Here is a 22,961-nt window from a genome sequence, read left to right as displayed (position 1 = left end):
GCATGCGGTAGCAGCAGGGCTGGGATCAGTCGACAGGATTGCACAGCGACAGGGATTATCACTTCTTTGCTTTAAGGCTCAAATGCGTCACCCCCTGGGTGGACAGGGACGAAGATTGTCTATCGCTGTAAGATTTAGTACCTTTGCAAGGGTAAGAGATGAGAGGACCCCCCGAGTCTTCTCATTTTATTTCCATATACAGACCTGATGATAGACGTAACAGACATACAGTCAGCCCTTGATGGGTATCTGACTCAGCACGAAGACCTCTTCCTCGTAGAGGTGGAGGTGCGGGGTGGAAACCTTATCAGCATCACCGTAGACAGCGACCACGACTCTATCTCTCTCGACACGATCATGGAGATCTCCCGCTATATAGAGGAGCGCTTTGACCGTGATGTAGAGGACTATGAGCTCACTGTGACGAGTGCCGGCCTCACCTCTCCACTCCGCCTGCCACGGCAGTACCGTAAGTATATCGGGGAGCCTGTCATTGCGACACTCCGCAAGGGAGGTGTCGAGAAGGGCACCCTCCTCGCCGCAGATGAGGAGGGACTGGAGATGGAGGTGATCCGGATGGAGAAGCACGAGGGAGACAAGAGACGGAAGGGCTATCCGACGACCCTTCGCCTCTCTTATGAGGAGGTCAAGTCAGTGGTCTATGATCTGAAGATGTGACACTAAAGCGCATACAACTATATACATGGCAAAGAAGATACAGGCAACAATGATGGAGGCTCTGGGAGACTACATGAGCCAGAAGGACATCGACCAGGGGACACTCATCAAGGTACTGGAGGAGTCTCTCCGTAGCGCCATCGCCAAGATGTATGGCACGGACAATAACTTCGACGTCATCATCAATCCCGAGGAGGGGGATGTGGAGATCTGGCGCAATAGGATCATCGTCCCCGACGGGGAGGTGACCGATAAGATGAAGGAGGTGTCCGTTTCAGAGGTCCGCTCTCAGGGAGAGGAGGATCTCGAGGAGGGTGAGGAGTACACGGATAAGGTTTCCTTCGAGAGCTTCGGTCGCCGCGCCATCCAGAATCTTCGCCAGTCCCTTGCCTCCAAGGTGCTCGAGCTGGAGAAGGATACGCTCTATGCCAATTATAGTAAGCGGGTCGGAGAGCTGATCACGGCGGAGGTCTACCAGACGTGGAAGCGCGAGCTGCTGCTACTCGATGGCGATGGCAATGAGCTGATCATGCCCCGATCGCTGATGATCCCGAGAGACCGCTTCCAGAAGGGTGACCATGTCACCGCCTGTATCGAGCGCGTGGACTATAATAATAACAATCCTAAGATCATCCTCAGCCGTACCAGCAATGACTTCCTCGCTCGGCTCTTTGCTCGCGAGGTGCCTGAGATCCAGGATGGTCTCGTGATGATCAAGCGCGTCGCCCGCATCCCCGGTGATCGTGCCAAGGTGGCTGTCGAGAGTGTCGACACGCGCATCGACCCTGTAGGAGCAGTGGTGGGCGTACGCGGTTCCCGTATCCGCGGAGTAGTGTCCGAGCTTCGCAATGAGAGCATCGACGTACTCCAGTACACGGACAACGACCAGCTGCTGATACAGCGCGCACTTAGCCCGGCACAGAATGCCGATGTCCGGATCAATCCTGAGGAAAAGCACGCAGACGTCTACCTTGCACAGGAGGAGATCCGTAACGCTGTCGGTCGCAGTGGCTTTAATATCAAGCTGGCCATGATGCTGACCGGCTACGAGATCGATATATACAGAGATGAGACACAGGGGCTGGATGAGGAGGATCTTTTCCTCTCCGAGTTTGATGACGAGATCGACCCCTGGATCATTGACCTACTTGTATCCATTGGCTGCGACACCGCCAAGAGCGTCCTTCGCCACAGTAGAGAGGATCTGATCCGTGCTACTGATCTGGAGGAGAAGACGATCGACTATATCCTGCAGGTGCTGATGGCTGAGTTTGACGACAGCGAGCTGCCCGAGGACGAGTTCCCCGACCTGCCGGAGAGGGATCCGCGCTTCCGTCAGCTCCCTATGGAGCCACAGCCCGAGGCGGCAGAGACACTTTCCTCTACTCCCGAGAGCGAGGATGAGGAGAGCACCACTGAGGAGTAAGCACCTGGGAGGGAGACTGACCTCACACTTCTGCCAAGAATAAGAATAGACACCGAGACTAGAGAGAAATATATGCCCGCAATCAAAATAAATAAGGTCGCACGAGACTTAAACGTTGGAGTAAGCACGCTCAGCACCTTCCTGAGCAAGAAAAACCCCAATGGGGACTACAAGAGTCCCAATACTAAGCTGACTACGGCTGAGCTGAAGACTGTCCTGGAGGAGTACGGTAGCGATCTGAGTGCGGACGATAAGAAGCGACTCACCGAGAGCTATCTCTCTAAGTCTCCCAAGGCCAGCACGCCCGCCGAGCCAACGAAGCAGCCGGAACCGGAGGTGACCAAGGCAGAGCCGGCAAGTGAGCCGGAGCCTGCCTCCAAGTCTCAGCCCTCGTTTGTCAAGGGGCATCTCCAACTCGATGAGAAGGGACGCGTGATCCCTGTCTCGTCCAAGAGCGACAAGCCGAAGGAGAAACCGGCACCGGAGGTCAAGAGTCCCAAGCCAGCTAAGCCAGTCGAGGAGCCGAAGAAGCCTGCCGCCCCGAAGGTGGAGAAGCCGAAGCCAAAGGTGGAGCAACCTAAGCCGGAAGTGCCCAAGGCGAAAGAGAAGCCGGCGGTGGAGAAGAAGCCTCAGACGGATAAGGATACTCAGAAGCCATCAGAGCCCAAGAAGGAGGAAGTGAAGTCGGCAACAGACAGCGGTGAGTCCAAGGAGGACGAGGGAGTATACCGCCTCGGCACAACCGATGACATGGGTCTCACTGTAGTCGGCAAGATCGACCTCTCCAAGATAGATCCTCAGACCTCGCGACGCAAGCGCAAGCGGATCAAGGGGAATAAGGTCGACATCGACAAGCAAGCTAAGCAGGATAGTGGTAAGGGGGCCGGTAAGGATGGCAACAACCGTCGAAGCAAGGACGGTCGGGGCAGCAACAATAACTCCGGCAACAACCGCAACAATAAGTCCGGCGCAGCCGCTAATCCTAAGAAGGGACGCAAGAGCCGTCGCCGAGAGGAGCAGCAGGAGATCACGCAAGAGGATATCCAGAAGCAGATCAAGAAGACTATGGCGGCCATGCAGGGACGTGGTCACCGCCCCGGCAAGACCGCAGCACAGTATCGCCGTGAGAAGCGCGAGGCTCGTCAGGAGGAGGCTGAGGAGTTGCTGAGAGCACAGGAGGGCGAGAGCAAGAAGCTCAAGCTGACTGAGTTCGTCACCGTCAACGACCTCGCCAAGATGCTTGACATTCCCGTCAATGACATCATCGTCTACTGCTTCAATCTCGGGCTTATGGTCTCCATCAATCAGCGCCTTGAGAAGGATCAGATCGACCTTATCCTCGATGAGTATGGCTACGAGGCTGTCTATGTCGACGCACAGGCTATGCAGGCGATCGAGACTCAGGAGGACAAGCCTGAGGATCTGGAGCCCCGCGCTCCCGTAGTGACGGTGATGGGTCACGTCGATCACGGTAAGACCTCACTCCTCGATGCCGTCCGCAAGTCAGACGTCATCTCCGGTGAGGCGGGTGGTATCACCCAGCACATCGGTGCCTACAGAGTGACCCTCGAGGGAGGACGCAAGCTCACCTTCGTCGATACTCCCGGACACGAGGCCTTTACCGCCATGCGTGCTCGTGGAGCCAAGGTGACCGATATCGTCATCATCGTCATCGCAGCCGATGATGGTATCATGCCTCAGACTAAGGAGGCTATCTCTCACGCCTCGCTGGCCGGTGTGCCGATCGTTTTTGCCATCAATAAGGTGGATAAGCCGGGAGCCAAGCCCGATATGGTACGCGAGCAGCTCGCTGCCATGAATTATCTCGTAGAGGAGTGGGGAGGTAAGTATCAGTGCCAGGAGATCTCCGCCAAGAAGGGGGTCGGTGTACAAGACCTGCTGGAGAAGGTTCTCTTAGAAGCTGACCTCCTCGAGCTTAAGGCCAATCCGAATAAGCTTGCTAAGGGGTCCGTCCTTGAGAGTACACTTGAGCAGGGTCGTGGCTACACCACTAAGGTTCTGATCCAGGAGGGTACACTTCGCAACGGAGACTACATTGTCGCCGGAGCCAATTATGGTCGTGTGAAGGCGCTCTACGATGAGTACGGCGAGACCGTCGAGTCCGTCGGACCCTCTATGCCGGTCAAGGTACTTGGACTCAATGGTGCTACACCTGCCGGTGAGACCCTTAACGCCCTCGAGTCAGAGGCTGACGTAAGGGATATTGCCCGTCAGCGCGAGCAGCTTCAACGTGAGCAGAAGGAGCGCACTCAGCACCTCCCGAGCCTGGAGACCTTCAGCCGACAGATCAAGGACGGCGAGGTACAGGAGCTCAATATCATCGTCAAGGGAGATATGGACGGATCTGTCGAGGCACTGTCCGACTCGCTGGTTAAGCTCTCAACTGAAGAGATCCGCGTGAACGTGATCTACAGCGCTGTCGGGGCAATCAGCCAGAGTGATGTAGACCTCGCGGCCGCCTCTGATGCACTGATCGTAGGCTTCCAGGTACGTCCCGCTCAGGGCGCTAGGCGCGCTGCCGAGGACGAGGGAGTGGAGATCCGCTTCTACTCGATTATCTACGATGCGATCGAGGACGTCAAGTCCGCCATGGAGGGCATGCTCTCCCCGGAGATCAAGGAGCAGGTCACTGCGACCCTCGAGGTACGCAAGGCCTTCCGCATCCCCAAGGTGGGAACCATCGCCGGATGTATGGTGGAGCATGGCAAGGTGTCGCGTGACAATAAGGCTCGCGTGATCCGCGATGGCATCGTGATCCATACGGGACCTCTGGTGAGCCTGAAGCGCTTCAAGGACGACGTCAAGGAGGTAACCACCGGTCTGGAGTGCGGTCTCTCGATCAAGGACTACGACGACATTCAGACAGGAGATCAGATCGAGACCTTCGAGGAATTTACAGTTAAGCGCAAGCTCGAGTAATACGATAGTAGTAGCAAGGGAGAGCACAAGATGCCGTGGTTTGATATCGCAGTCGGCTTACTATTGCTCAATGGGCTCTTTGCGGGGTGGCGTCTGGGATTTTTCGCCTCTGCCCTCCGCTGTCTGAGCCTTGTCCTTGCCCTTTATCTTACCGGGCTGATCCGGTCAGCGATCTCCTTTTCGCCATCGATCTCGGTGCTCTCCATTGTGATCACCTTTGCGGTGGCTCTCTGGCTCAGCCGTCTGCTACTGGATCTAATCACCGGCTCCTCCTACGGGCGCTTCGGACTACCGGACAGCCTCCTCGGGGCACTGACCAACGCGCTCTTCACGGGAGTGATGCTCTGGATAGCCTGCGCAGTGGTTCTGAGTCTCAATCCCGATACGGAGTGGATCCGAGGCTCACAGTCCTACCCACTCTTAGATCAACTGGTCGAGCCGATTGCACCCTCGCTTAGGGATGCACTGAGCCCCACCCCACCCTTAGAGCCACCCGCGGCAGAGGTCACTGATCTCTGACGGAGGTGGCTATTTTTTTCCTTCCCTCCTCGGAGGGACTATATATACTCTATGAATAACGAACAGATAAGCGACCTCTTAGACGAGCGAGACGAGTACAAGTACGGCTTCACCACCGATATCGAGACGGAGTACTTGCCTAAGGGGATCGATGAGAATATCGTGCGCACCATCTCTGAGATGCGCCACGAGCCGGACTGGCTGCTGGACTTCCGTCTCAGGGCCTTCCGTGCTTGGTCTAGGATGAAAGTACCTACTTGGGGGCACGTCAAGCTCCCGGAGATAGACTTCCAGGACATCATTTACTTTGCCCGACCGAAGCAAAAGAAGTCTGCCGATGAGCCGATGGACCCAAAGCTCGAAGAGACCTTCGAGAAGCTTGGCGTCCCGGTCATGGAGCGGAAGATCCTTGCCGGCTATGCCGTCGATGCGGTTATGGACTCGGTCTCCGTCCGCACCACCTTCCGCAAGCAACTGGCGGAGAAGGGAGTGATCTTCTGCCCCATCAGCGAGGCGGTCCGAGAACATCCCGACTTGGTGCGGAAGTACCTCGGGACGGTCGTTCCCCCAACAGACAATTTCTTCGCCTCCCTCAATTCGGCTGTCTTCGGCGACGGCTCCTTTGTCTACATCCCCAAGGGCGTCCGCTGCCCCATGGAGCTGAGCTCGTACTTCAGGATCAATGCACTGAATACGGGACAATTTGAGCGCACCCTGATTGTCGCTGAGGACGACTCCTACGTCTCCTACCTCGAGGGCTGCACGGCCCCGCAGCGGGACGAGAACCAGCTCCACGCTGCCATCGTCGAGATCGTGGCGGAGGAGAATGCCGAGGTCAAGTACTCCACGGTGCAGAACTGGTACCCCGGTGACAAGGAGGGCAAGGGCGGAGTCTTCAATCTCGTCACCAAGCGGGCCCTCTGCCGAGGCAATGGGTCAAAGGTCTCCTGGACTCAGGTGGAGACAGGATCGGCGATCACCTGGAAGTACCCCAGCTGCATCCTCAAGGGGGACAACTCCGTGGGCGAGTTTTACTCCGTTGCCGTCACCAATAATCACCAGATGGCAGACACCGGGACCAAGATGATCCACACGGGGAGAAACACCCGCAGCACCATCGTCTCCAAGGGTATCTCCGCCGGTCACTCCGAGAACTCGTACCGCGGGCTGGTCTACCTGGGGAAGAATGCCGAGAATGCTCGCAACTACTCCCAGTGCGACTCCCTTCTCATAGGCGACAAGTGCGGAGCGCACACCTTCCCCTACGCCGATATACTCAATGACACAGCCATCATCGAGCATGAGGCGATGACCTCCAAGATCAGCGAGGACCAGCTCTTCTACTGCCAGCAGAGGGGCATCCCCGAGGAGGAGGCGATCGGACTCATCGTCGGTGGTTACGCCCAGGAGGTGATGGAGAAGCTCCCGATGGAATTTGCCATCGAGGCGAAGGCTCTCCTATCCATCTCCCTCGAGGGCTCCGTGGGATAATGACACTTACTACAGATACTACATCATGTTACATATAGAAAACCTACACGCCAATATCGGCGACAAAGAGATACTACGCGGGATCAACCTCCACATACCCGACGGCGAGATACACGCCATCATGGGTCCCAATGGCGGAGGTAAGAGCACTCTCGCCAACGTCCTCACGGGACGACCACCCTACGAGCCCACGCAGGGGAGCGTGACCTTCAATGGTGAGAACCTCCTCGAGATGAGTCCGTCACTCCGGGCACAGAAAGGGCTGATGATGTCCTTCCAGTACCCCGTGGAGATCCCCGGGGTCAGTATGACCTCGTTCCTCCGTGCCGCCCTCAACGCCAAGCGCAAGGAGGAGGGCAAGGATCCGGTGAAGGCCGCCGACTTCCTCAAGCTCCTCAAGGAGAAGCAGAAGCAGGTGAAGCTCCCCTCCGACCTAATGAAGAGGTTTGTCAACCAAGGCTTCTCCGGCGGAGAGAAGAAGCGCAACGAGATCTTCCAGATGCTCGTCCTCGAGCCCTCTCTCGCGATCCTCGATGAGACAGACTCCGGTCTCGACATCGATGCCCTCAGGACGGTTGCCGAGGGGGTCAATAGTATGCGCTCGCCCCACTTCTCTGCGATCGTCATCACCCACTACCAGAGGCTGCTCGACTATATCCGCCCGGATGTCATCCATGTGCTGATGAATGGAGAAATCATAAAGACTGGCGGTCCTGAGCTCGCACTGGAGCTGGAGGATAAGGGCTACGACTGGCTCAGAGAGGAGCAGAAGGAGGACTGAGTTATGATGTCAAAGCAACAACAACTCACCGAGCACTTCCTTACCCTCTCGGACAGCGTCACCTCAGACTCCCCTCTGATGACAAGTCGTCAGGAGGAGGCGAGGGAGCTCCTTCGCAAGAAGCCTCTTCCCAAGCACGAACCTGAGCACTATGCTCACTTCGACCTGGGGATCTTTGATGACACCGAGCTACGTCAGTCCACAGTAGTGGAGAGCGACCTGACTCCCTACCGGCTCCTGGAGGACAGCCGTCTCCTCTGCTCAGAGGGGGCAGAGATAGAGGGCTGCTTTGTCGGACCTCTGAGCCGCTTCGCTGAGCTCTATCCTGAGCCGGCAAAGCTCTTTGGGACACAGCGCGACCTGAGAGAGCGGGCTGTCCCCTCTCTTACCGACCTGCTGGCTGAGGAGGCTATGGTACTCTACGTAGAGCCACGCCGCCGGGTGGAGGTCCCGCTCGAGCTGATCTATCTCCTCGGTCGCGGTCTCTCCGCCCGACACCTACTGATCATCTGCGACGAGGAGAGCCGGGTGACTATGATGCAGTCGCACCGCAACCTCCCCGAGGAGGGGGCTGCTGCTCTCATCACCACCGAGATCTACGTGCACGACCGGGCTGACCTGCACCTCTACGACTACATAGAGCAGACTCACGGGACGCGCCTACTCCACAACGTCCACGCCCGGATCGGTGAGGATGCGCGCATGACCCTGACTGAGATCGTCTCTCACCCCGAGCGGACGAGGATCAATCTCTTCATCGACCTCGCTGGCAAGCACGCCGACCTGCAGATGGATGGACTGGCGATCCTGCGCGACGACAACCTCTGCGACATTTGGTCCAATATCTTCCACAGTGAGACCGACGGGCACACGGACGAGCTCTTCAAGTACACCCTCTCGGATCACTCCGTAGGGAGCTTCTCCGGGATGATCTACGTGGAGCCCGGTGCGATCCGGACGGATGCCGACCAGCATAATCGCAACCTCCTCCTCTCCAAGGAGGCAAAGATGTACTCCAAGCCTCAGCTGGAGATCTATGCTGACGATGTCAAGTGCGCTCACGGACTGGCAACCGGTCTGCTGGACGAGGCAGCGCTCTTCTATATGGAGCAGAGGGGTATCCCCGAGGATGAGGCGCACGATATGCTCACCTCCGCCTTCGTTCACGATGTACTTGTCCGCATCCCCGATGAGCAACTCCGCGAGGTGCTGACGGCAAAGGTGGATGCCCGCCTCCAGCGGCGCAAGTAACACACTCACATAGCAAGCAAGGGTCGATGCCTCTCATCCACGAGAGACATCGACCCCTTTTTTTGTGCCCTTACAGACAGCTCCCCACTGCCTCGAGAGAATTAGATGCATCCCCCGGCCTACAGATCAAGGGAGTTCGTCCAAGTAGTCGGGCAAATTGCTATCTTTGCTAAGACAAGTTTTGAGCCTACACTATTGTAAAGCATGGAATCATCTGATCAGAAGGAAATCCTACTGGCTGTCTTCAATGGCACCGATCGCCCGGGCGTCACTGCAGCCATCACCACCGTACTTGCTAAGCACGACCTGACGATCCTCGACATCGGGCAGGTCGACATCCATAAGCACCTCACCCTCGGCGTCCTCTTCTCTGTCTCCTCAAGTGGCAGTGGCAATGTGCTGAAGGACCTGCTCTTCTGCGCCAATGACCTCGGCGTGACGGTCACCTTCCGCATCATCGACCCGGACAGCTACTCGGAGTGGGTCGGCAATCAGGGGAAGAATAAGTACATCATCACGCTCCTCGCCAAGACCATCACCGCCGATATGGTGGCAGCGATCACCAAGGAGGTAGCGGATCAGGGGATGAATATCGACTCCGTGGATCGCCTGACCGGGCGCATCCCCTTGGTGGAGAATCAGCGGCACCCGAGAGCCAGCATCGAGATCTCCCTCCGCGGCACCCCTAAGGATCAAGTCGCCATGCAGCGACACATCATCCGCATATCAGACGAGCATCATATGGACGTCTCCTTCCAGCAGGACAGCATGTTCCGCCGGATGAGACGACTGATCTGCTTCGATATGGACTCGACCCTCATCAAGACCGAGGTGATCGACGAGCTTGCCGATAGGGCAGGCGTCGGGGATCAGGTAAAGGAGATCACCGCCCGTGCCATGCGCGGAGAGATCGACTTCCGAGAGAGCTTTAGGGAGCGAGTGGCACTTCTCAAGGGGCTGGACGCAAGTGTCATGCATGACATTGCCGTCAATCTCCCGCTAATGGACGGTCTCGAGCGGACGATGCATATCCTCAAGCGTGTCGGCTTTAAGATCGCCATCCTCAGCGGTGGCTTCACCTACTTCGGTAATTACCTCAAGGACCTCTTTGACCTCGACTACGTCTATGCCAATGACCTCGAGGTCGGTCCTGACGGGAAGCTGACCGGACGATATGTCGGTGAGGTGGTCGACGGACAACGTAAGGCGGAGCTCCTGAAGCTCATCGCCCAACTGGAGAAGGTCGACATCCGCCAGACCGTCGCTGTCGGCGATGGAGCCAACGACTTGCCGATGCTCTCCACAGCGGGACTGGGCATAGCCTTCCACGCGAAGCCCAAGGTGCAGGAGAGTGCCAAGCAGTCCATCACTACGACCGGGCTGGACGGCATCCTCTACTTCCTGGGGTACAAGGACTCGCAGCTTGATGAAATACAATTCTCTAACATCCAATAAATCATGATCACTCATATTGTCCTCTTCCAGCTCGACGAGAAGCTGGCAGGAGAAGAAAAGAAGGCTCACCTCGCCGCACTGAAGGCAGACTTTGAGCAGCTGCCCCACTCCATCGAGGAGCTGGTAGACCTACACATAGAGCTTAATGTCAATCCTGCGGAGAAGTACGACCTCGCGCTCATCGCTCACTGTGAGGACCTCCGGAAGCTCCACGACTACGCCGTCCACCCGGATCATGTCGCCCTCGTGGGTAAGTACATCAAGCCCTACCTTGTCTCCCGAGCCTGCGTCGATTACGAGGAGTGAGAGACACCTCTTCGACTCTCCGATAGGTCCGGTGCAGGTCCTTATGGACCCGGTCACGCTGGATCTGTGGTCCTGTCTCCCCGCACCGGACACTCTCCACGAGGAGACGCCCCTCTACGACGATCTGCAGGATGCCCTATCGCACTGCACCCCGCTACCGAGCAGATACACGCTCCACCAGGAGAGTCCCGAGTGGGCACCACACTTCTGGAGCATCCTCTGCCGGATCCGACGAGGAGAGACGGTGACCTACGGCGAGCTCTGTAGGCTCAATGCCCTACCCGGCGGATATGCCCGAGCGGTGGGTCGACTCCTGTCACAGAATAGGTACATGATCCTCCTCCCCTGCCACCGGGTAGTGCCGGCGGATCACTCCATCGGCGGCTACCGATGGGGCGTGGAGCAGAAGAGGAGACTGCTGGACTACGAGAGAGGGATAAGCCACCACGATGATGCAGGACGACGGACGTAAGATCGATGGTCATACGGTGGAACTGATGTGCGCCGACCTGATGCGGCAAAAGGGCTACACCATCATCGCACAGAACTATCAGTCCGGTCCTCTGGAGCTGGACCTGATCGTTATGGAGGGCTCCACCCTCTGCTTCATAGAGGTAAAGGCGAGGAGTAACCTCGGAGCCCTGCGGGACATAGAGTCACTCATCCCTCCTAAGAAGCAGCTCAATATCCTCAAGGCAGCTAAGGCCTTCCTCTGCGACAAGAATGGCGGTAGAGACCTGACCTACAAGGACATCCGATTTGACTACCTCCTGATCTACTTTCCTCCAGATGGAAGAGAAGCGGGCTACAAGATACTCCGCAACTCGATCTACGACATGCCTGAGGGATACGAGGAGTTCCGTCTTTAGCCCCATACCCAGGTCGTAAGGCGACAGTAGACTATGACGTGCCTCCACCTGCCACTAACTCAAGCCCCAAGGGATGGATGGACAAAAATGATTACATTTGGGAATAAATATTTATCCCCATGTATAATCACTGGAAAGTCAAAGAGCTATCTGACGAAGAGAAGAAGATAGCATCTCTCTTGGCTCAAAAATATAAGCTCCTTACCTCCATCACCTCACTTATGGTGCAGCGGGGGGTGAGGAGCGTCGATGAGGCGGAGCACTTCCTTGAGCCGAGGCTGAGCGAGCTGCACGACCCCTTCCTCATGAAGGATATGGACGCAGCGGTCCGGAGGATCAATCAGGCGATCGGCAATAAGGAGCGGATACTGATCTACGGCGACTATGACGTCGACGGTACGACGGCCGTGGCGCTGGTATACAAGTACCTGCGACAGATCACACCGCTGCTCGAGTTTTACATACCGGACCGCTACACAGAGGGGAGCGGGATCTCCGATAAGGCACTGGACTTCGCAAAGGAGAGCGGCTGTACCCTGCTGATCACGCTCGACTGCGGGACGAAGGAGGTGCTGATGATCGAGAAGGCAGCCGAGCTGGGCATCGATGTCATCGTCTGCGATCACCACCTGCCGGGACGTGAGCGACCCAATTGCGTGGCGCTGCTCAATCCTAAGGCTCCCGACTCGGGATACCCATTCAAGGAGCTCTCCGGATGTGGGGTGGGCTTCAAGCTCATGCAGGCCTTTGCCATGAGCAATAGATCGGACAAGAGAGGTCTCTACGACCTCGTCGACCTGGTGGCCGTCAGCTGCGCCGCTGATCTGGTGGAGCTACGGGATGAGAATAGGATCCTGGCGTACTATGGGCTCAAGAAGCTCAATCGCCACCCCACCATGGGTCTCAAGGGGCTGATTAATGTCAGCGGCATAAGCAATCAGACTCTGGACATTTCGGACATCATCTTCAAGATCGGTCCGCGGATCAATGCCTCCGGCCGGATCCAAAATGGTCGGGAGTCGGTGGAGCTACTTCTCTCCAAGAACCCAAAGGACGCCCTCAAGCGGAGCGTCAATCTGGATAAGTACAATACCCAGCGACGGGAGATCGATCAGTCGATCACGCAGGAGGCGAATGAGATCGTGGAGGGATTTAAGGACATGGATCAGCACAAAGTGATCGTGGTCTATGATCCCTCCTGGCACAGCGGTGTCATCGGGATAGTGGCGAGCCGTCTGAGCGAGAAGTACAACCGTCCCACGATCGTACTCTCCGACTCGGACAGCCAGACCATCTCGGGATCGGCTCGGAGTGTGCGCGGCTTCAACATCTACTCCCTGATCGAGCGGTGCGCCGACCTGCTGGAGAACTTCGGCGGGCATCCCTTTGCGTCCGGTCTCACGATCAAGAAGAAGAACTTCCACCGATTCATGAAGGAAGTGACGGAGCTAGCTGACCGGGAGATCTCGCTGGACGACCTCACCCCGGTACTCCATATCGAGGAGGAGCTGAAACTCAGGGAGATCACCCCGAAATTTAGACGCCAGCTGCTCAAGCTCGCCCCCTTTGGTCACGGTAATGAGCCGCCCATCTTCGTCACCTACGGCGTGGTCTGCGTCACCCCTCCCCGTATCACCGGATACCAGGGGTCGCACCTTAAGCTCGTCCTCAGTATGCCCGATCAGATGCCTATTATGCAGGCCATGGCGTACAATCAGGCGGACAAGCTCGCTATGCTCCAGCAGGATACGACCTTTGACGTGGCGTATACCATAGACGAATTCACGAGGCAGGGGCACCACAACACTCAGCTTAACATCAAGGACATCCGTCTCCACACCGCAGATCTGTAAGGATCAGGAGGGCACATGAGTAAGGATCTGAGTCGGGCGACACCTCTTGAAGTACTGAGAGAGGTCTGGGGGTACGACTCCTTTCGCCCCATGCAGGAGGAGGTCATCAGGTCGGTCCTCGAGGGACACGACACTCTTGCTCTGATGCCGACGGGAGGAGGAAAGTCGATCACCTTCCAGGTACCTGCGCTGATGCTCGATGGGATCACACTTGTGATCACGCCCCTCGTCGCCCTGATGAGGGATCAGGTCGATAAGCTCAGATCGCTGCAGATCCACGCGCAGGCGCTCTATAGCGGGATGACCCGCAGTGAGACGCTCGCGGTGCTGGACAATATCGTCTACGCCTCGGACTATAAGATCCTCTACATCGCCCCGGAGCGACTGCAAAACGAGCTCTTCCTCCGCAGGCTGAGCGCAATGGACATCTCACTCATCGTGGTCGATGAGTGTCACTGCATCAGCCAGTGGGGGTACGACTTCAGACCCGACTATCTCAATATTGCGTCCGCTCGGACCTTTATCGGAGAGGAAGTGCCGATACTTGCCCTCACGGCAACGGCTCCTCCTCGCGTCGTGGAGGACGTGGTGCGGAGCCTGGAATTCAGGGAGGGCTACAGGATCTACAAGAGGAGCTTCTACCGAGACAGTCTCTCCTATGTCGTCCGCAGGACCTACAATAAGCCTCGTGAGCTGATCCATATCCTCTCCAGCGTGGAGGGGAGCAGTCTCGTCTACGTCCGGACCCGACGGCAGGCAGAGCGCTACGCCGAGCTGCTCCGGGACGCAGGATTCAGCGCAGACTTCTTCCACGCCGGTCTGGATCCTGCCGTCAAGCAGCAGCGACAGAGCGCCTGGCAGAGCGACGAGCTGAGGATCATGGTCTGCACCACAGCCTTCGGTATGGGTATAGACAAGGATAATGTTCGCCTGGTGATCCACCCGATCTCTCCATTTAGCCCCGAGAGCTACTACCAGGAGGCGGGACGAGCCGGGAGGGATGGGAAGCAGTCCTATGCCGTGCTGCTCTATACCCCACAGGAGGACGAGGAGTACCTCTCCAAGCTGATCAAGTCGCACTACCCGCCTCCGGAGACCGTTGTACAGATATACAATTGGCTGGGAGACTTCTTCCGGGTAGCTGTGGAGTCGGGTACAGGATCGTACCACGAACTCCTACCTTACGACTTTATCAAGCGGTATCACTGTCCCCTCTACGTCCTCAGAGCTTCACTCAAGATCCTCAGCCTCTCCGGCTATATAGAGTACAAGGAGGACTACCATATGGCGAGCCGGCTGATATTTACCATACACCGACAGGATCTCTACACCTTCTTTACCGATGGGGAGGAGAAGTATGACGACTTGGTCGAGCTCCTGCTCCGGAGCTATGAGGGGATCTTTACGGAGTACGCCTTTATCGATGAGTCGATGCTCCAGTCCAAGCTGGGACTGCTCCCCGAGCAGCTCTATCGGATGCTGATCCAGATGCGCCGATGGGGCGTGATCGACTATGTGCCGGGGCAGCGATCTGACTACATCGTATACACCCGGCAGCGCCTCCCGGGGAGGGAGGTCAAGATCCCCTCATATATCTACGACCATCAGCTGCAAGGGGAGATCGATCGCCTCACGCGGATGATAGACTACATCCATTGCGACGATGACTGCAGGGTCAGGATCCTAATGGACTACTTCGGGGAGCGAGACCCACTCCCTTGCGGATACTGCGACTACTGCCTGTCCCACAAGTCCGGGAAGCTGACCTACAGACTTATCCACGACATCACGGAGGAGATACTCTCGCGGGGCAAAGAGGGTATCGGGAGGGACGAGCTGAAGCAACTGTTTCCCACGCTTAGCCGTAAGGAGTGGAAGTACACGCTTAACTTCCTATCCTCACAGGGATATACTGTGGACAGCTCTCAAGATAAGATTATACTCAATAACCAATAGCTAAAACGTAACTCATGAAAAGACTAAAGAGTACCCTACTCGCCTCCATAGCGCTTCTCGCAGTAGGATGCAGCAGCCCGCGACAGGAGCTGGAAGACGTCGATCCGGCCACATCCGGTACGGCATCGATCTCCTTTGACCTCAATGTCGCCACCCACCAACGACCTGACGCACGACTCAGGGCCGACAACAACCTCATAGAGGACAAGGGGCAGCTCTGGACTATGAACGGTCTCAGAGTAGTGCTGTACAAGCAGGACGAGTCGGGGAACCCGACAGAAGTGGCTTATGCCTTTGACAAAGACATTAGATTATTCCAGGATGACAGAGAGGGAGCCGACCTGCTCAATCCTGAGAGCAACGGAGGGCTGCTATCCATCACCGGCATTAGCGGGATAGCCCCGGCAGACTACACCATCATCTTCTTCTCCACACCTTCTCAGGCGATCATTAGCGCGACAACAACCGGCAAGGACTACAACGAGCTCAAGCGCCCGCTCGACATAGACTTTACCAACGAGACAATTCATGGCAATGATCTAAAGTACTCCACCAAGCTATACAGCTCGGCTACAAACATCGACAACCCGACGAAGGTCTCAAGGGAAGACCTCCTCAAGGCGATAGGCTCGAGCCCCCTGAAGCTTGGTGGCATTACCCTCAAGGCTACCGATGCCGCTATACTCGTAAAGTACGAGAATATCCGGAAGGAACCGGGAGAGTCGGAGGTTACCGCAGAGGATCGTGTACAGCTTTATCCTGACGTGCTGAATAAAACTCTGCTGCTATTTCCTCAGATGGCAGAGGACAAAGAGCTCGGCCTCTCCATCCCGATGGACAACAACTACTCAGGACTCAAGTCATGGACTGGAGATCAGTTCAGGGAAAGCTTCAGCTACAGCCATATAAAGATAAGTCATTCCTCCCTCTATTCTGCGTTTTCATCAACAAAGGAGATCACCAAGCCTATAATAGTACCGGAAAACACCACTGCCCCCGGCGACCTCTGCACCCAGACCGTAACTAGGCTGATCATGAAAGTGCAAGTAACACCTACAACCAGCGAGCTTCCCTACTCCGTAAGCTCACAAATGACTTGGTTCTCCTATAAGGGCAAGAACTACGACTGGATAAAGTTTAAGAATGAGTATGAAAAAGCGGTCGCTGCCTATAAGGCAAAGAATTCTAAGCCCACAAAGGAACAAACGAAACTCCTGGAGATCGGTCTTGCAATCAATACAGCGCTCAAGTCCGGGACTACTGACCCACAGCTGGGAGATCCACTGGCTAATAAGCCCGAAGACGAGGGATACGACTCCGAGGATCTTAAGATCTACACTAAGGGGTACGCCTTCTACAGCATCCCGATCAGGCACTTCGGTGATGATGTCGCACCCTCCCTCGAGATCATCGGGCGGTATGCCGTGGTGCGTAATACGCTGTACCTCATCACCATCCAGTCTATCACCCACCTCGGAGCGCCCACGTACGAGAGCCTCGTCGAGGGAGTCAGCTACACAGACTCGAGCACCGCAAGCTTCACCATTGAGCAGGATGACCGCACACTGATCGAGATGAAGATAGACCTGTAAGTAGATCTGACGCTAATTCGGCGGAAAATGACTATATTGCGGTATCAAGTTCAATCATTTGTTCAATCATAAGGATTACTCAAAGCAACCTATGAAAAAACTATTGCAGTGGGGTATGACTCTGAGTGCAGTGCTCGCTTCAGCGCTCCTGCTTCCTCAGAGCTCCCAAGCATGTACTAACCTCATCGTCGGCAAGAATGCCTCTGTCGACGGGAGCGTCATCGTCAGCTATGCAGCCGACAGCCACACCCTCTACGGAGAGCTCTACCACTGGGCAGCCCGTGACTGGGAGCCGGGACACATGATGGATGTCTACGTGTGGGACACGGGCGAGTACAAGGGACAGATCCCTCAGGTCGCTCACACTTACAACGTGGTGGGGAATATGAATGAGCACCAGGTCTGCATCACTGAGACCACCTGGGGCGGACTGGAGCAGCTCGAGGGGACCGAGGGTCTCATCGACTACGGCAGCCTGATCTACATTGCCCTGCAGCGCTCCAAAAGTGCCCGCGAGGCGATCGACGTCATGACCGGTCTCGTCCGTGACCACGGGTACTGCAGCACCGGAGAGACCTTCACCATCGCTGACAAGAACGAGGTATGGCTCATGGAGCTGATCGGCAAGGGTAAGGGCGAGAAGGGCGCCGTCTGGGTAGCCACCCGTATCCCCGACAACGCCATCACGGCGCACGCCAATCAGGCCCGTATCCAGAAGATCAACTTTAAGGATAAGGATAACTGGCTCTACTCCAAGGACGTCATCTCCTTTGCCCGCCAGAAGGGTCTCTTCAAGGGTAAGGATGCAGACTTCTCCTTCCAGAAGGTCTACAATCCCTACACCTTCAGCGGGCTGCGAGGCTGCGAGGCGAGAGTATGGTCGTACTTCAATCGCTTCCACAAGGGCATGGACCAGTACACCGACCTCGTGATGGGCTATAAGGCAGATGCCGAGCCGATGCCTCTCTACGTCGTCCCTGATCGCAAGCTCTCTGTCGCTGACGTGCAGAATATGATGCGCGATCACTACGAGGGTACCCCTATGGATATGACAAAGGATGCAGGAGCTACCTATGGCGTCCCTTACCGCTGGAGACCGATGAACTTCACGGTCGACGGCAAGGAGTATCTCAATGAGCGCGCTATCGCTACCCAGCAGACCGGCTTCGTCCTCGTGGCTCAGCTCCGCAACAACAAGCCCGACCTCGTCGGACCTGTACTCTGGTTTGGCTGCGATGATGCCAATACAACCGTCTTCTCACCCATGTACGGCTGCATCACAGAGTCTCCCCTCGCCTTCCGCGTCGGCAATGGCAGCATGACCGAGTTCTCCTGGACCAGTGCCTTCTGGATCAATAACTGGGTTGCCAATATGTGCTACAGCAAGTACGACTACATGATCCGCGACATCCGCCCGGTACAGCAGGAGCTGGAGAAGGGATTCTTCGACAACCAGGCTGCCGTGGAGGCACGCGCCCTCGAGATCGAGAAGAGCGAGGGTCGTGAGGCCGCTGTCGCCTACCTGACGCAGTACTCAGCCAAGTGCGCCAATGGTGCCACCGATCGCTACCGCGAGCTGGCTCAGTACCTCATCGTCAAGTATATCGATGGTAATGTCAAGAAGGAGAAGAATGGTCACTTCGAGACCGAGAACGGCATGATCGTCTTCCCTGACCAGCCCGGCTACAGCCAGAGTTACTACAAGTCCATCGCAGAGGACGATCCCAAGCAACTGATCGTCCCCGAGGGCTGCAAGTAAGCACCCGACCAAGACACTAAGATTAGGGAGCAGCACCACATGTGGTGCTGCTCCCTAATCTCTTACTATCATCTGAGATCTTACCTACTGCAATGGGGGCTGTACCGCAGTGTGCGATACAGCCCCCATTAGTAATTATCGGGAGGGACGATTAGTCCTTATTCAGATTGACACGCTTGAAGTCGACTACAGTGAGCTCCTTATTCTCAGACTTCAGGATCTGCTCTACAGTCTTCTTGCTGTCGAGGATGGACTCCTGCATGAGGAGGCAATTCTCCTTGTAGTACTTATTGAGAGATCCCTCGGCGATGCGATCGAGGAGGTTCTCGGGCTTGCCCTGCTCACGAGCCTTATCGCGAGCGATCTCGAGCTCACGCTCCTTGATCTCCTCAGTCACGCCCTCAGGCATGATAGCGACAGGATTCATCGACGCGATCTGCATGCAGATCTCATTGGCCATCTTCTCAGAGGGCTCTACATTGAATCCTGCGATCGCAGCGAGCATATTACCGGCGTGGATATAGCCACAGGTATGAGGTGCCTCGATGTACTCGTAGTGACCGAGCTCGACCTTCTCACCCGTGACACCGGACTGCTGAGTCACCTCAGCCTCTACCGTGTGACCGTTCTCCATCGTGAGAGCGAGAAGCTCCTCGAGAGACTTCGGCTTATGCTTCATGGCGACGTCGAGGATGCCCTCGGTCACGGCACGGAATCCATCGGTAGCAGAGACGAAGTCGGTCTCACACTTCAGCGCGACGATAGCAGCAAAGCCATCCTCGTACTTAGCAAGCACGCAGCCCTGCTCAGCGGTACGCTCAGAGCGCTTGGCAGCGATAGCCTGACCACGCTTACGGAGGATCTCGACAGCCTTGTCGTGATCTCCCTCAGCCTCCTGGAGAGCCTTCTTAATGTCAGCAAGGCCTGCATTGGTAAGATCGCGCAGTGCCTTGATGTCCTTCATCGATACATCCATAGTAGTGTATGTAGTTTAGTTGTTATGATTATTAGCTGGTATAAAAAAGTAAGGTCCTCTTGCGTCCCCTCTTATTACGATGGAAGCAAGAGGGCCTTAGTGTCATAATGACCGATAGACTGAAGTCATCGGTGGGCGTACCCTCACGAGGAATGGGTAATAAGCGATTGCCTTACTCCTCAGTCGAAGTCTCGGTCTCGGTCTCGTTATCAGCCTCACTCTCCTCAGCGGAAGAGTCAGCCTCCTGCTCCTCACTCTCCTCCATGGCACGACGGACACCGGAGAAGCGACGGCGACGACGGCCGCGGCCCTCGCCACTCTCATCCTCGGAGTCACCCTCCTTACCGGAGTTGTCCGTATTCTGGATCTTGCGCTCCTGAGAGCCCTCCTTGATAGCCTCGCAAGCGGCAGCCACGATCAGCTCGATGCCATCGTGGGAGTCGTCGTTGGCGGGGATCAGGAAGTCGATGTCGCGCGGATTAGCGTTGGTATCAGCGATAGCAAAGACGGGGATACCGAGCAGGTGAGCCTCCTTGACAGCGATGTGCTCACGCACGGAGTCGATGACGAAGATGGCGCTGGGGAGCGTCTTCATGGAAGCGATGGAGCCGAAGTTCTTCTCCAGCTTCTCACGCTGACGGTCGATCTGCAGCTTCTCACGCTTGGAGAGGTTGTCGAAGACGCCCTCGCCCTTCATCCTGTCGATGCGGTCCATCTTGGAGACCGTCTTACGGATGGTGGGGAAGTTGGTCAGCATACCACCCAGCCAGCGCTCGGTGACGAAGGGGATACCTGCCTCTCCGCAAAGCCTCGCTACCGACTCCTGAGCCGATCTCTTGGTAGCGACAAAGAGGACAGTCTTACCCTCCTGGGCAAACTTCTTGAGAGCCTCACATGCCTCATCGATCTTAGCTACGGTCTTGTGCAGATCGATGATATGGATGCCATTCTGCTCCATAAAGATGTATGGAGCCATTGCAGGATTCCACTTACGGGTAAGGTGACCGAAGTGTGCGCCTGCATCGAGCAATTGGTCAAACGTTATTTGTGACATATATCGTTTACTTTCTTCTTGATTATCTTAAGAGATCAGCCTGCGCAGTAGGGGGCGACAGAGCCCCATCTCACAAGCTTGGATGCTAAACGTAGTCTTACAGCGAACTGCTCGATTAGGTTAACGCTTAGAGAACTGGAACTTACGACGAGCTCCGGGCTGACCGGGCTTCTTACGCTCTACGACACGGTCGTCGCGAGTCATGAAGCCGGCTGCACGCAGCGCAGCCTTGTCGTCAGGATTGACCTTGACGAGAGCACGAGCGATACCGAGACGAGAGGCCTCGCTCTGACCGGTGGTGCCACCGCCATTGACGTTGATATTGATGTCGTAGCGATCCTCTACACCGAGGAGAGCCAGAGGCTGCTTCACGATGCGGATGAGGAAAGGATTGGGGAAGAACTCCTCCAGAGCCTTCTTATTGATCGTGATGTTCCCGCTGCCCTCCTTGAGATAGACACGGGCGACAGATGCCTTTCTTCTGCCGAGTGCATTGATTACTTCCATGCTATGCTATTTCTCTTACTTCAGGTTGGGGAATTCGATCTTACGGGGCTTCTGAGCAGCCTTATCGTGCTCCTCACCTCCATAGATGTAGAGGTGATTGATCAGCGTCTTGCCGAGGCGATTCTTTGGCAGCATCCCTGCTACCATACGACGGACGAGGCGGTCTGCACCACCCTTCTCAAACTCTCTCTTAGGAGAGGAGAGACGCTGTCCTCCGGGGAAGCGAGTGTAGCGCACATAGACGCGATCGGTCCACTTCTTGCCGGTCATGATGGCCTTGTCAGCATTGATGACAACGACGTTGTCACCGCAGTCTACGTGCGGTGTGAAGGAAGGCTTGTGCTTCCCTCTCAGCAACTTGGCGATCTCACTGCAGAGTCGTCCGATGGGCTGACCGGTGGCGTCTACGAGAAGCCACTCAGCCTCGACAGTTGCCTTATTTGCAGAAATGGTCTTATAACTTAAAGTATCCATTTACTAGTAACTTATTAGTATTGAGTTATATCCAGCGGTAGATGTCTCGCGAGCCCGGCCTGTGAAAAACGGTCTCTCTTTGCAAATCAGTGGTGGGCGTGCAGCCCCCTGCGAGGATAAGCCATAGCTCTCGACATCAGACCTCTTGATAATAATCGGCGTGCAAAGATAGCACTTTTCTCTAACCCAGGCAATCATGTACCCTCGTCTGAGTCCGACTTGTGCTCCTCAGGCGCTCTATCCGAGCATTGGGAGAGGACAAATGCATCAGGATCCCCCATCCTGAGCGGTCGGACTCGGAGTCCTCCAGAGAGCAAAACAAAGAGTCTCACACTATGCTGACTGTCAGCGGGTGAAGATCTGTTATTTCTAATACCGGTATTAGTCTGAGGGGTCACTGTTGGTCGAGTACCCCTGTCCCGTCATCTGCCCAAGGGTGACGCATTTGAGCTTTAAATAAGTCATCCAACTCATCGTGAAGAGTGAGGAACGAAGCACCCCGACAGGGGTGCCCGCTTTTTAGACCCGGGTCGAGGGGCGTAGCCCCGACGACCCGGGGATTAGACATCGCAAACGATCCCGCGACCCCGCTAGGGTGTCGCACTGATTGACAAACTGGTAAGTGCGACACCCTGGCGGGGTCGTATATCTTTCCCGAGGTCTTCTTTCCCGGGGTCTTCGGCACTTCGTGCCTCGACACCCGGTCTAAAAAGCGATGATCCCTCCGGGGCTTCGCCCCTGCGGGATCGGCAGACGGTAGCAGCAGGGCGGGGATCAGTCGACGGGATTGCACAGCGATAGGGATTATCGCTTCCTTGCTTTATGGCTCAAATGCGTCACCCCTGGTCATCTGCCCAGGGCTGACGTTTTTGGGGAATGGGCTCACAGCTTGATAGATAGCAGCTCGGAGGGCTTCAGAGTGGCGTTGGTCCGGAATTGGGTGATGAGTCTTTTGCCGCTTTTTTCCTTCATTTTGTCGACAAAGAAAAGAGCGATTTTAGACATAATGTTGAAGTTCTTTGCCTCATTATTCTTCCTCTTAAGCTGCTGGTCCTCAAGCATCACCACGTCCAG

At 56.1% G+C, this 22,961-nt stretch carries 20 protein-coding genes; 15 read left to right on the top strand and 5 right to left on the bottom strand.

What is annotated here, in order from left to right; translation table 11 throughout:
* Positions 1-207: 207 nt before the first annotated feature.
* The 15 genes from rimP (at position 208) to B088_RS06160 (ending at position 18,876) form a co-directional block, all read left to right on the top strand.
* On the top strand, positions 208-678 hold the full coding sequence (gene rimP / locus B088_RS06230; protein WP_018107561.1) for a ribosome assembly cofactor RimP: 471 nt from the start codon (positions 208-210) through the stop codon (positions 676-678).
* A 25-nt stretch (positions 679-703) separates the two neighbouring features.
* Positions 704-2,104 (top strand): transcription termination factor NusA, encoded by a 1,401-nt coding sequence (gene nusA, locus B088_RS06225; RefSeq protein WP_025082142.1) that lies wholly within the window; start codon positions 704-706, stop codon positions 2,102-2,104.
* Between the two features lie 72 nt (positions 2,105-2,176).
* Positions 2,177-5,044 carry a translation initiation factor IF-2 gene (gene infB, locus B088_RS06220; RefSeq protein WP_018107559.1) on the top strand — a complete coding sequence of 956 codons (2,868 nt, stop codon included), beginning with the start codon at positions 2,177-2,179 and terminating at the stop codon, positions 5,042-5,044.
* A gap of 30 nt (positions 5,045-5,074) precedes the next feature.
* Positions 5,075-5,563, top strand: coding sequence for a CvpA family protein (locus tag B088_RS06215; RefSeq protein WP_018107558.1), 489 nt, complete (start codon positions 5,075-5,077; stop codon positions 5,561-5,563).
* A gap of 51 nt (positions 5,564-5,614) precedes the next feature.
* Positions 5,615-7,054 carry a Fe-S cluster assembly protein SufB gene (gene sufB / locus B088_RS06210; RefSeq protein ID WP_018107557.1) on the top strand — a complete coding sequence of 480 codons (1,440 nt, stop codon included), beginning with the start codon at positions 5,615-5,617 and terminating at the stop codon, positions 7,052-7,054.
* Between the two features lie 25 nt (positions 7,055-7,079).
* On the top strand, positions 7,080-7,835 hold the full coding sequence (sufC, locus tag B088_RS06205) for a Fe-S cluster assembly ATPase SufC (RefSeq protein WP_018107556.1): 756 nt from the start codon (positions 7,080-7,082) through the stop codon (positions 7,833-7,835).
* Positions 7,836-7,838: 3 nt separating this feature from the next.
* Positions 7,839-9,086: a SufB/SufD family protein gene (locus tag B088_RS06200; RefSeq protein ID WP_081605478.1), complete on the top strand. Its 1,248-nt coding sequence runs from the start codon at positions 7,839-7,841 to the stop codon at positions 9,084-9,086.
* A 204-nt stretch (positions 9,087-9,290) separates the two neighbouring features.
* Positions 9,291-10,541 carry a phosphoserine phosphatase SerB gene (gene serB / locus B088_RS06195; protein WP_018107554.1) on the top strand — a complete coding sequence of 417 codons (1,251 nt, stop codon included), beginning with the start codon at positions 9,291-9,293 and terminating at the stop codon, positions 10,539-10,541.
* A 3-nt stretch (positions 10,542-10,544) separates the two neighbouring features.
* Positions 10,545-10,847 carry a Dabb family protein gene (locus B088_RS06190; RefSeq protein WP_018107553.1) on the top strand — a complete coding sequence of 101 codons (303 nt, stop codon included), beginning with the start codon at positions 10,545-10,547 and terminating at the stop codon, positions 10,845-10,847.
* The gene (locus B088_RS08365) at positions 10,813-11,319 is read left to right on the top strand and encodes an MGMT family protein (RefSeq protein WP_162138001.1); all 507 of its coding nucleotides are present in this window, start codon (positions 10,813-10,815) and stop codon (positions 11,317-11,319) included. The genes B088_RS06190 and B088_RS08365 overlap by 35 nt, the downstream gene beginning before the upstream one ends.
* The gene (locus B088_RS08360) at positions 11,300-11,716 is read left to right on the top strand and encodes a YraN family protein (protein ID WP_025082140.1); all 417 of its coding nucleotides are present in this window, start codon (positions 11,300-11,302) and stop codon (positions 11,714-11,716) included. Before B088_RS08365 ends, B088_RS08360 begins: the two co-directional genes overlap by 20 nt.
* A 119-nt stretch (positions 11,717-11,835) precedes the next feature.
* Positions 11,836-13,569 (top strand): single-stranded-DNA-specific exonuclease RecJ, encoded by a 1,734-nt coding sequence (recJ, locus tag B088_RS06175; RefSeq protein ID WP_018107550.1) that lies wholly within the window; start codon positions 11,836-11,838, stop codon positions 13,567-13,569.
* Positions 13,570-13,584: 15 nt separating this feature from the next.
* Positions 13,585-15,525: a RecQ family ATP-dependent DNA helicase gene (locus B088_RS06170; RefSeq protein WP_018107549.1), complete on the top strand. Its 1,941-nt coding sequence runs from the start codon at positions 13,585-13,587 to the stop codon at positions 15,523-15,525.
* A gap of 14 nt (positions 15,526-15,539) precedes the next feature.
* Positions 15,540-17,117, top strand: coding sequence for a fimbria major subunit (locus B088_RS06165; RefSeq protein WP_018107548.1), 1,578 nt, complete (start codon positions 15,540-15,542; stop codon positions 17,115-17,117).
* 91 nt (positions 17,118-17,208) lie between these two features.
* Complete coding sequence (locus B088_RS06160) at positions 17,209-18,876, top strand: dipeptidase (protein WP_026170527.1); 1,668 nt, start codon at positions 17,209-17,211, stop codon at positions 18,874-18,876.
* Between the two features lie 151 nt (positions 18,877-19,027).
* Here the strand turns inward: B088_RS06160 and tsf are convergent, their stop codons facing one another.
* The 5 genes from tsf to B088_RS08685 form a co-directional block, all read right to left on the bottom strand.
* Positions 19,028-19,852 (bottom strand): translation elongation factor Ts, encoded by an 825-nt coding sequence (tsf, locus tag B088_RS06155; RefSeq protein ID WP_018107546.1) that lies wholly within the window; start codon positions 19,850-19,852, stop codon positions 19,028-19,030.
* Positions 19,853-20,024: 172 nt separating this feature from the next.
* On the bottom strand, positions 20,025-20,906 hold the full coding sequence (gene rpsB / locus B088_RS06150) for a 30S ribosomal protein S2 (protein ID WP_025082137.1): 882 nt from the start codon (positions 20,904-20,906) through the stop codon (positions 20,025-20,027).
* Between the two features lie 120 nt (positions 20,907-21,026).
* Positions 21,027-21,413: a 30S ribosomal protein S9 gene (rpsI, locus tag B088_RS06145; RefSeq protein WP_018107544.1), complete on the bottom strand. Its 387-nt coding sequence runs from the start codon at positions 21,411-21,413 to the stop codon at positions 21,027-21,029.
* A 15-nt stretch (positions 21,414-21,428) separates the two neighbouring features.
* Positions 21,429-21,887 carry a 50S ribosomal protein L13 gene (gene rplM / locus B088_RS06140; protein WP_018107543.1) on the bottom strand — a complete coding sequence of 153 codons (459 nt, stop codon included), beginning with the start codon at positions 21,885-21,887 and terminating at the stop codon, positions 21,429-21,431.
* A gap of 882 nt (positions 21,888-22,769) precedes the next feature.
* On the bottom strand, positions 22,770-22,961 hold a 192-nt coding region (locus B088_RS08685), incomplete at its 5' end, for a hypothetical protein (RefSeq protein WP_038973977.1).

This window comes from Porphyromonas bennonis DSM 23058 = JCM 16335 (assembly GCF_000375645.1).
GTDB classification, from domain to species: Bacteria; Bacteroidota; Bacteroidia; order Bacteroidales; family Porphyromonadaceae; genus Porphyromonas_A; species Porphyromonas_A bennonis.
The sequence above is the reverse complement of the archived record's forward strand: the minus strand, read 5'-3'. Positions and strand labels throughout refer to the sequence as shown.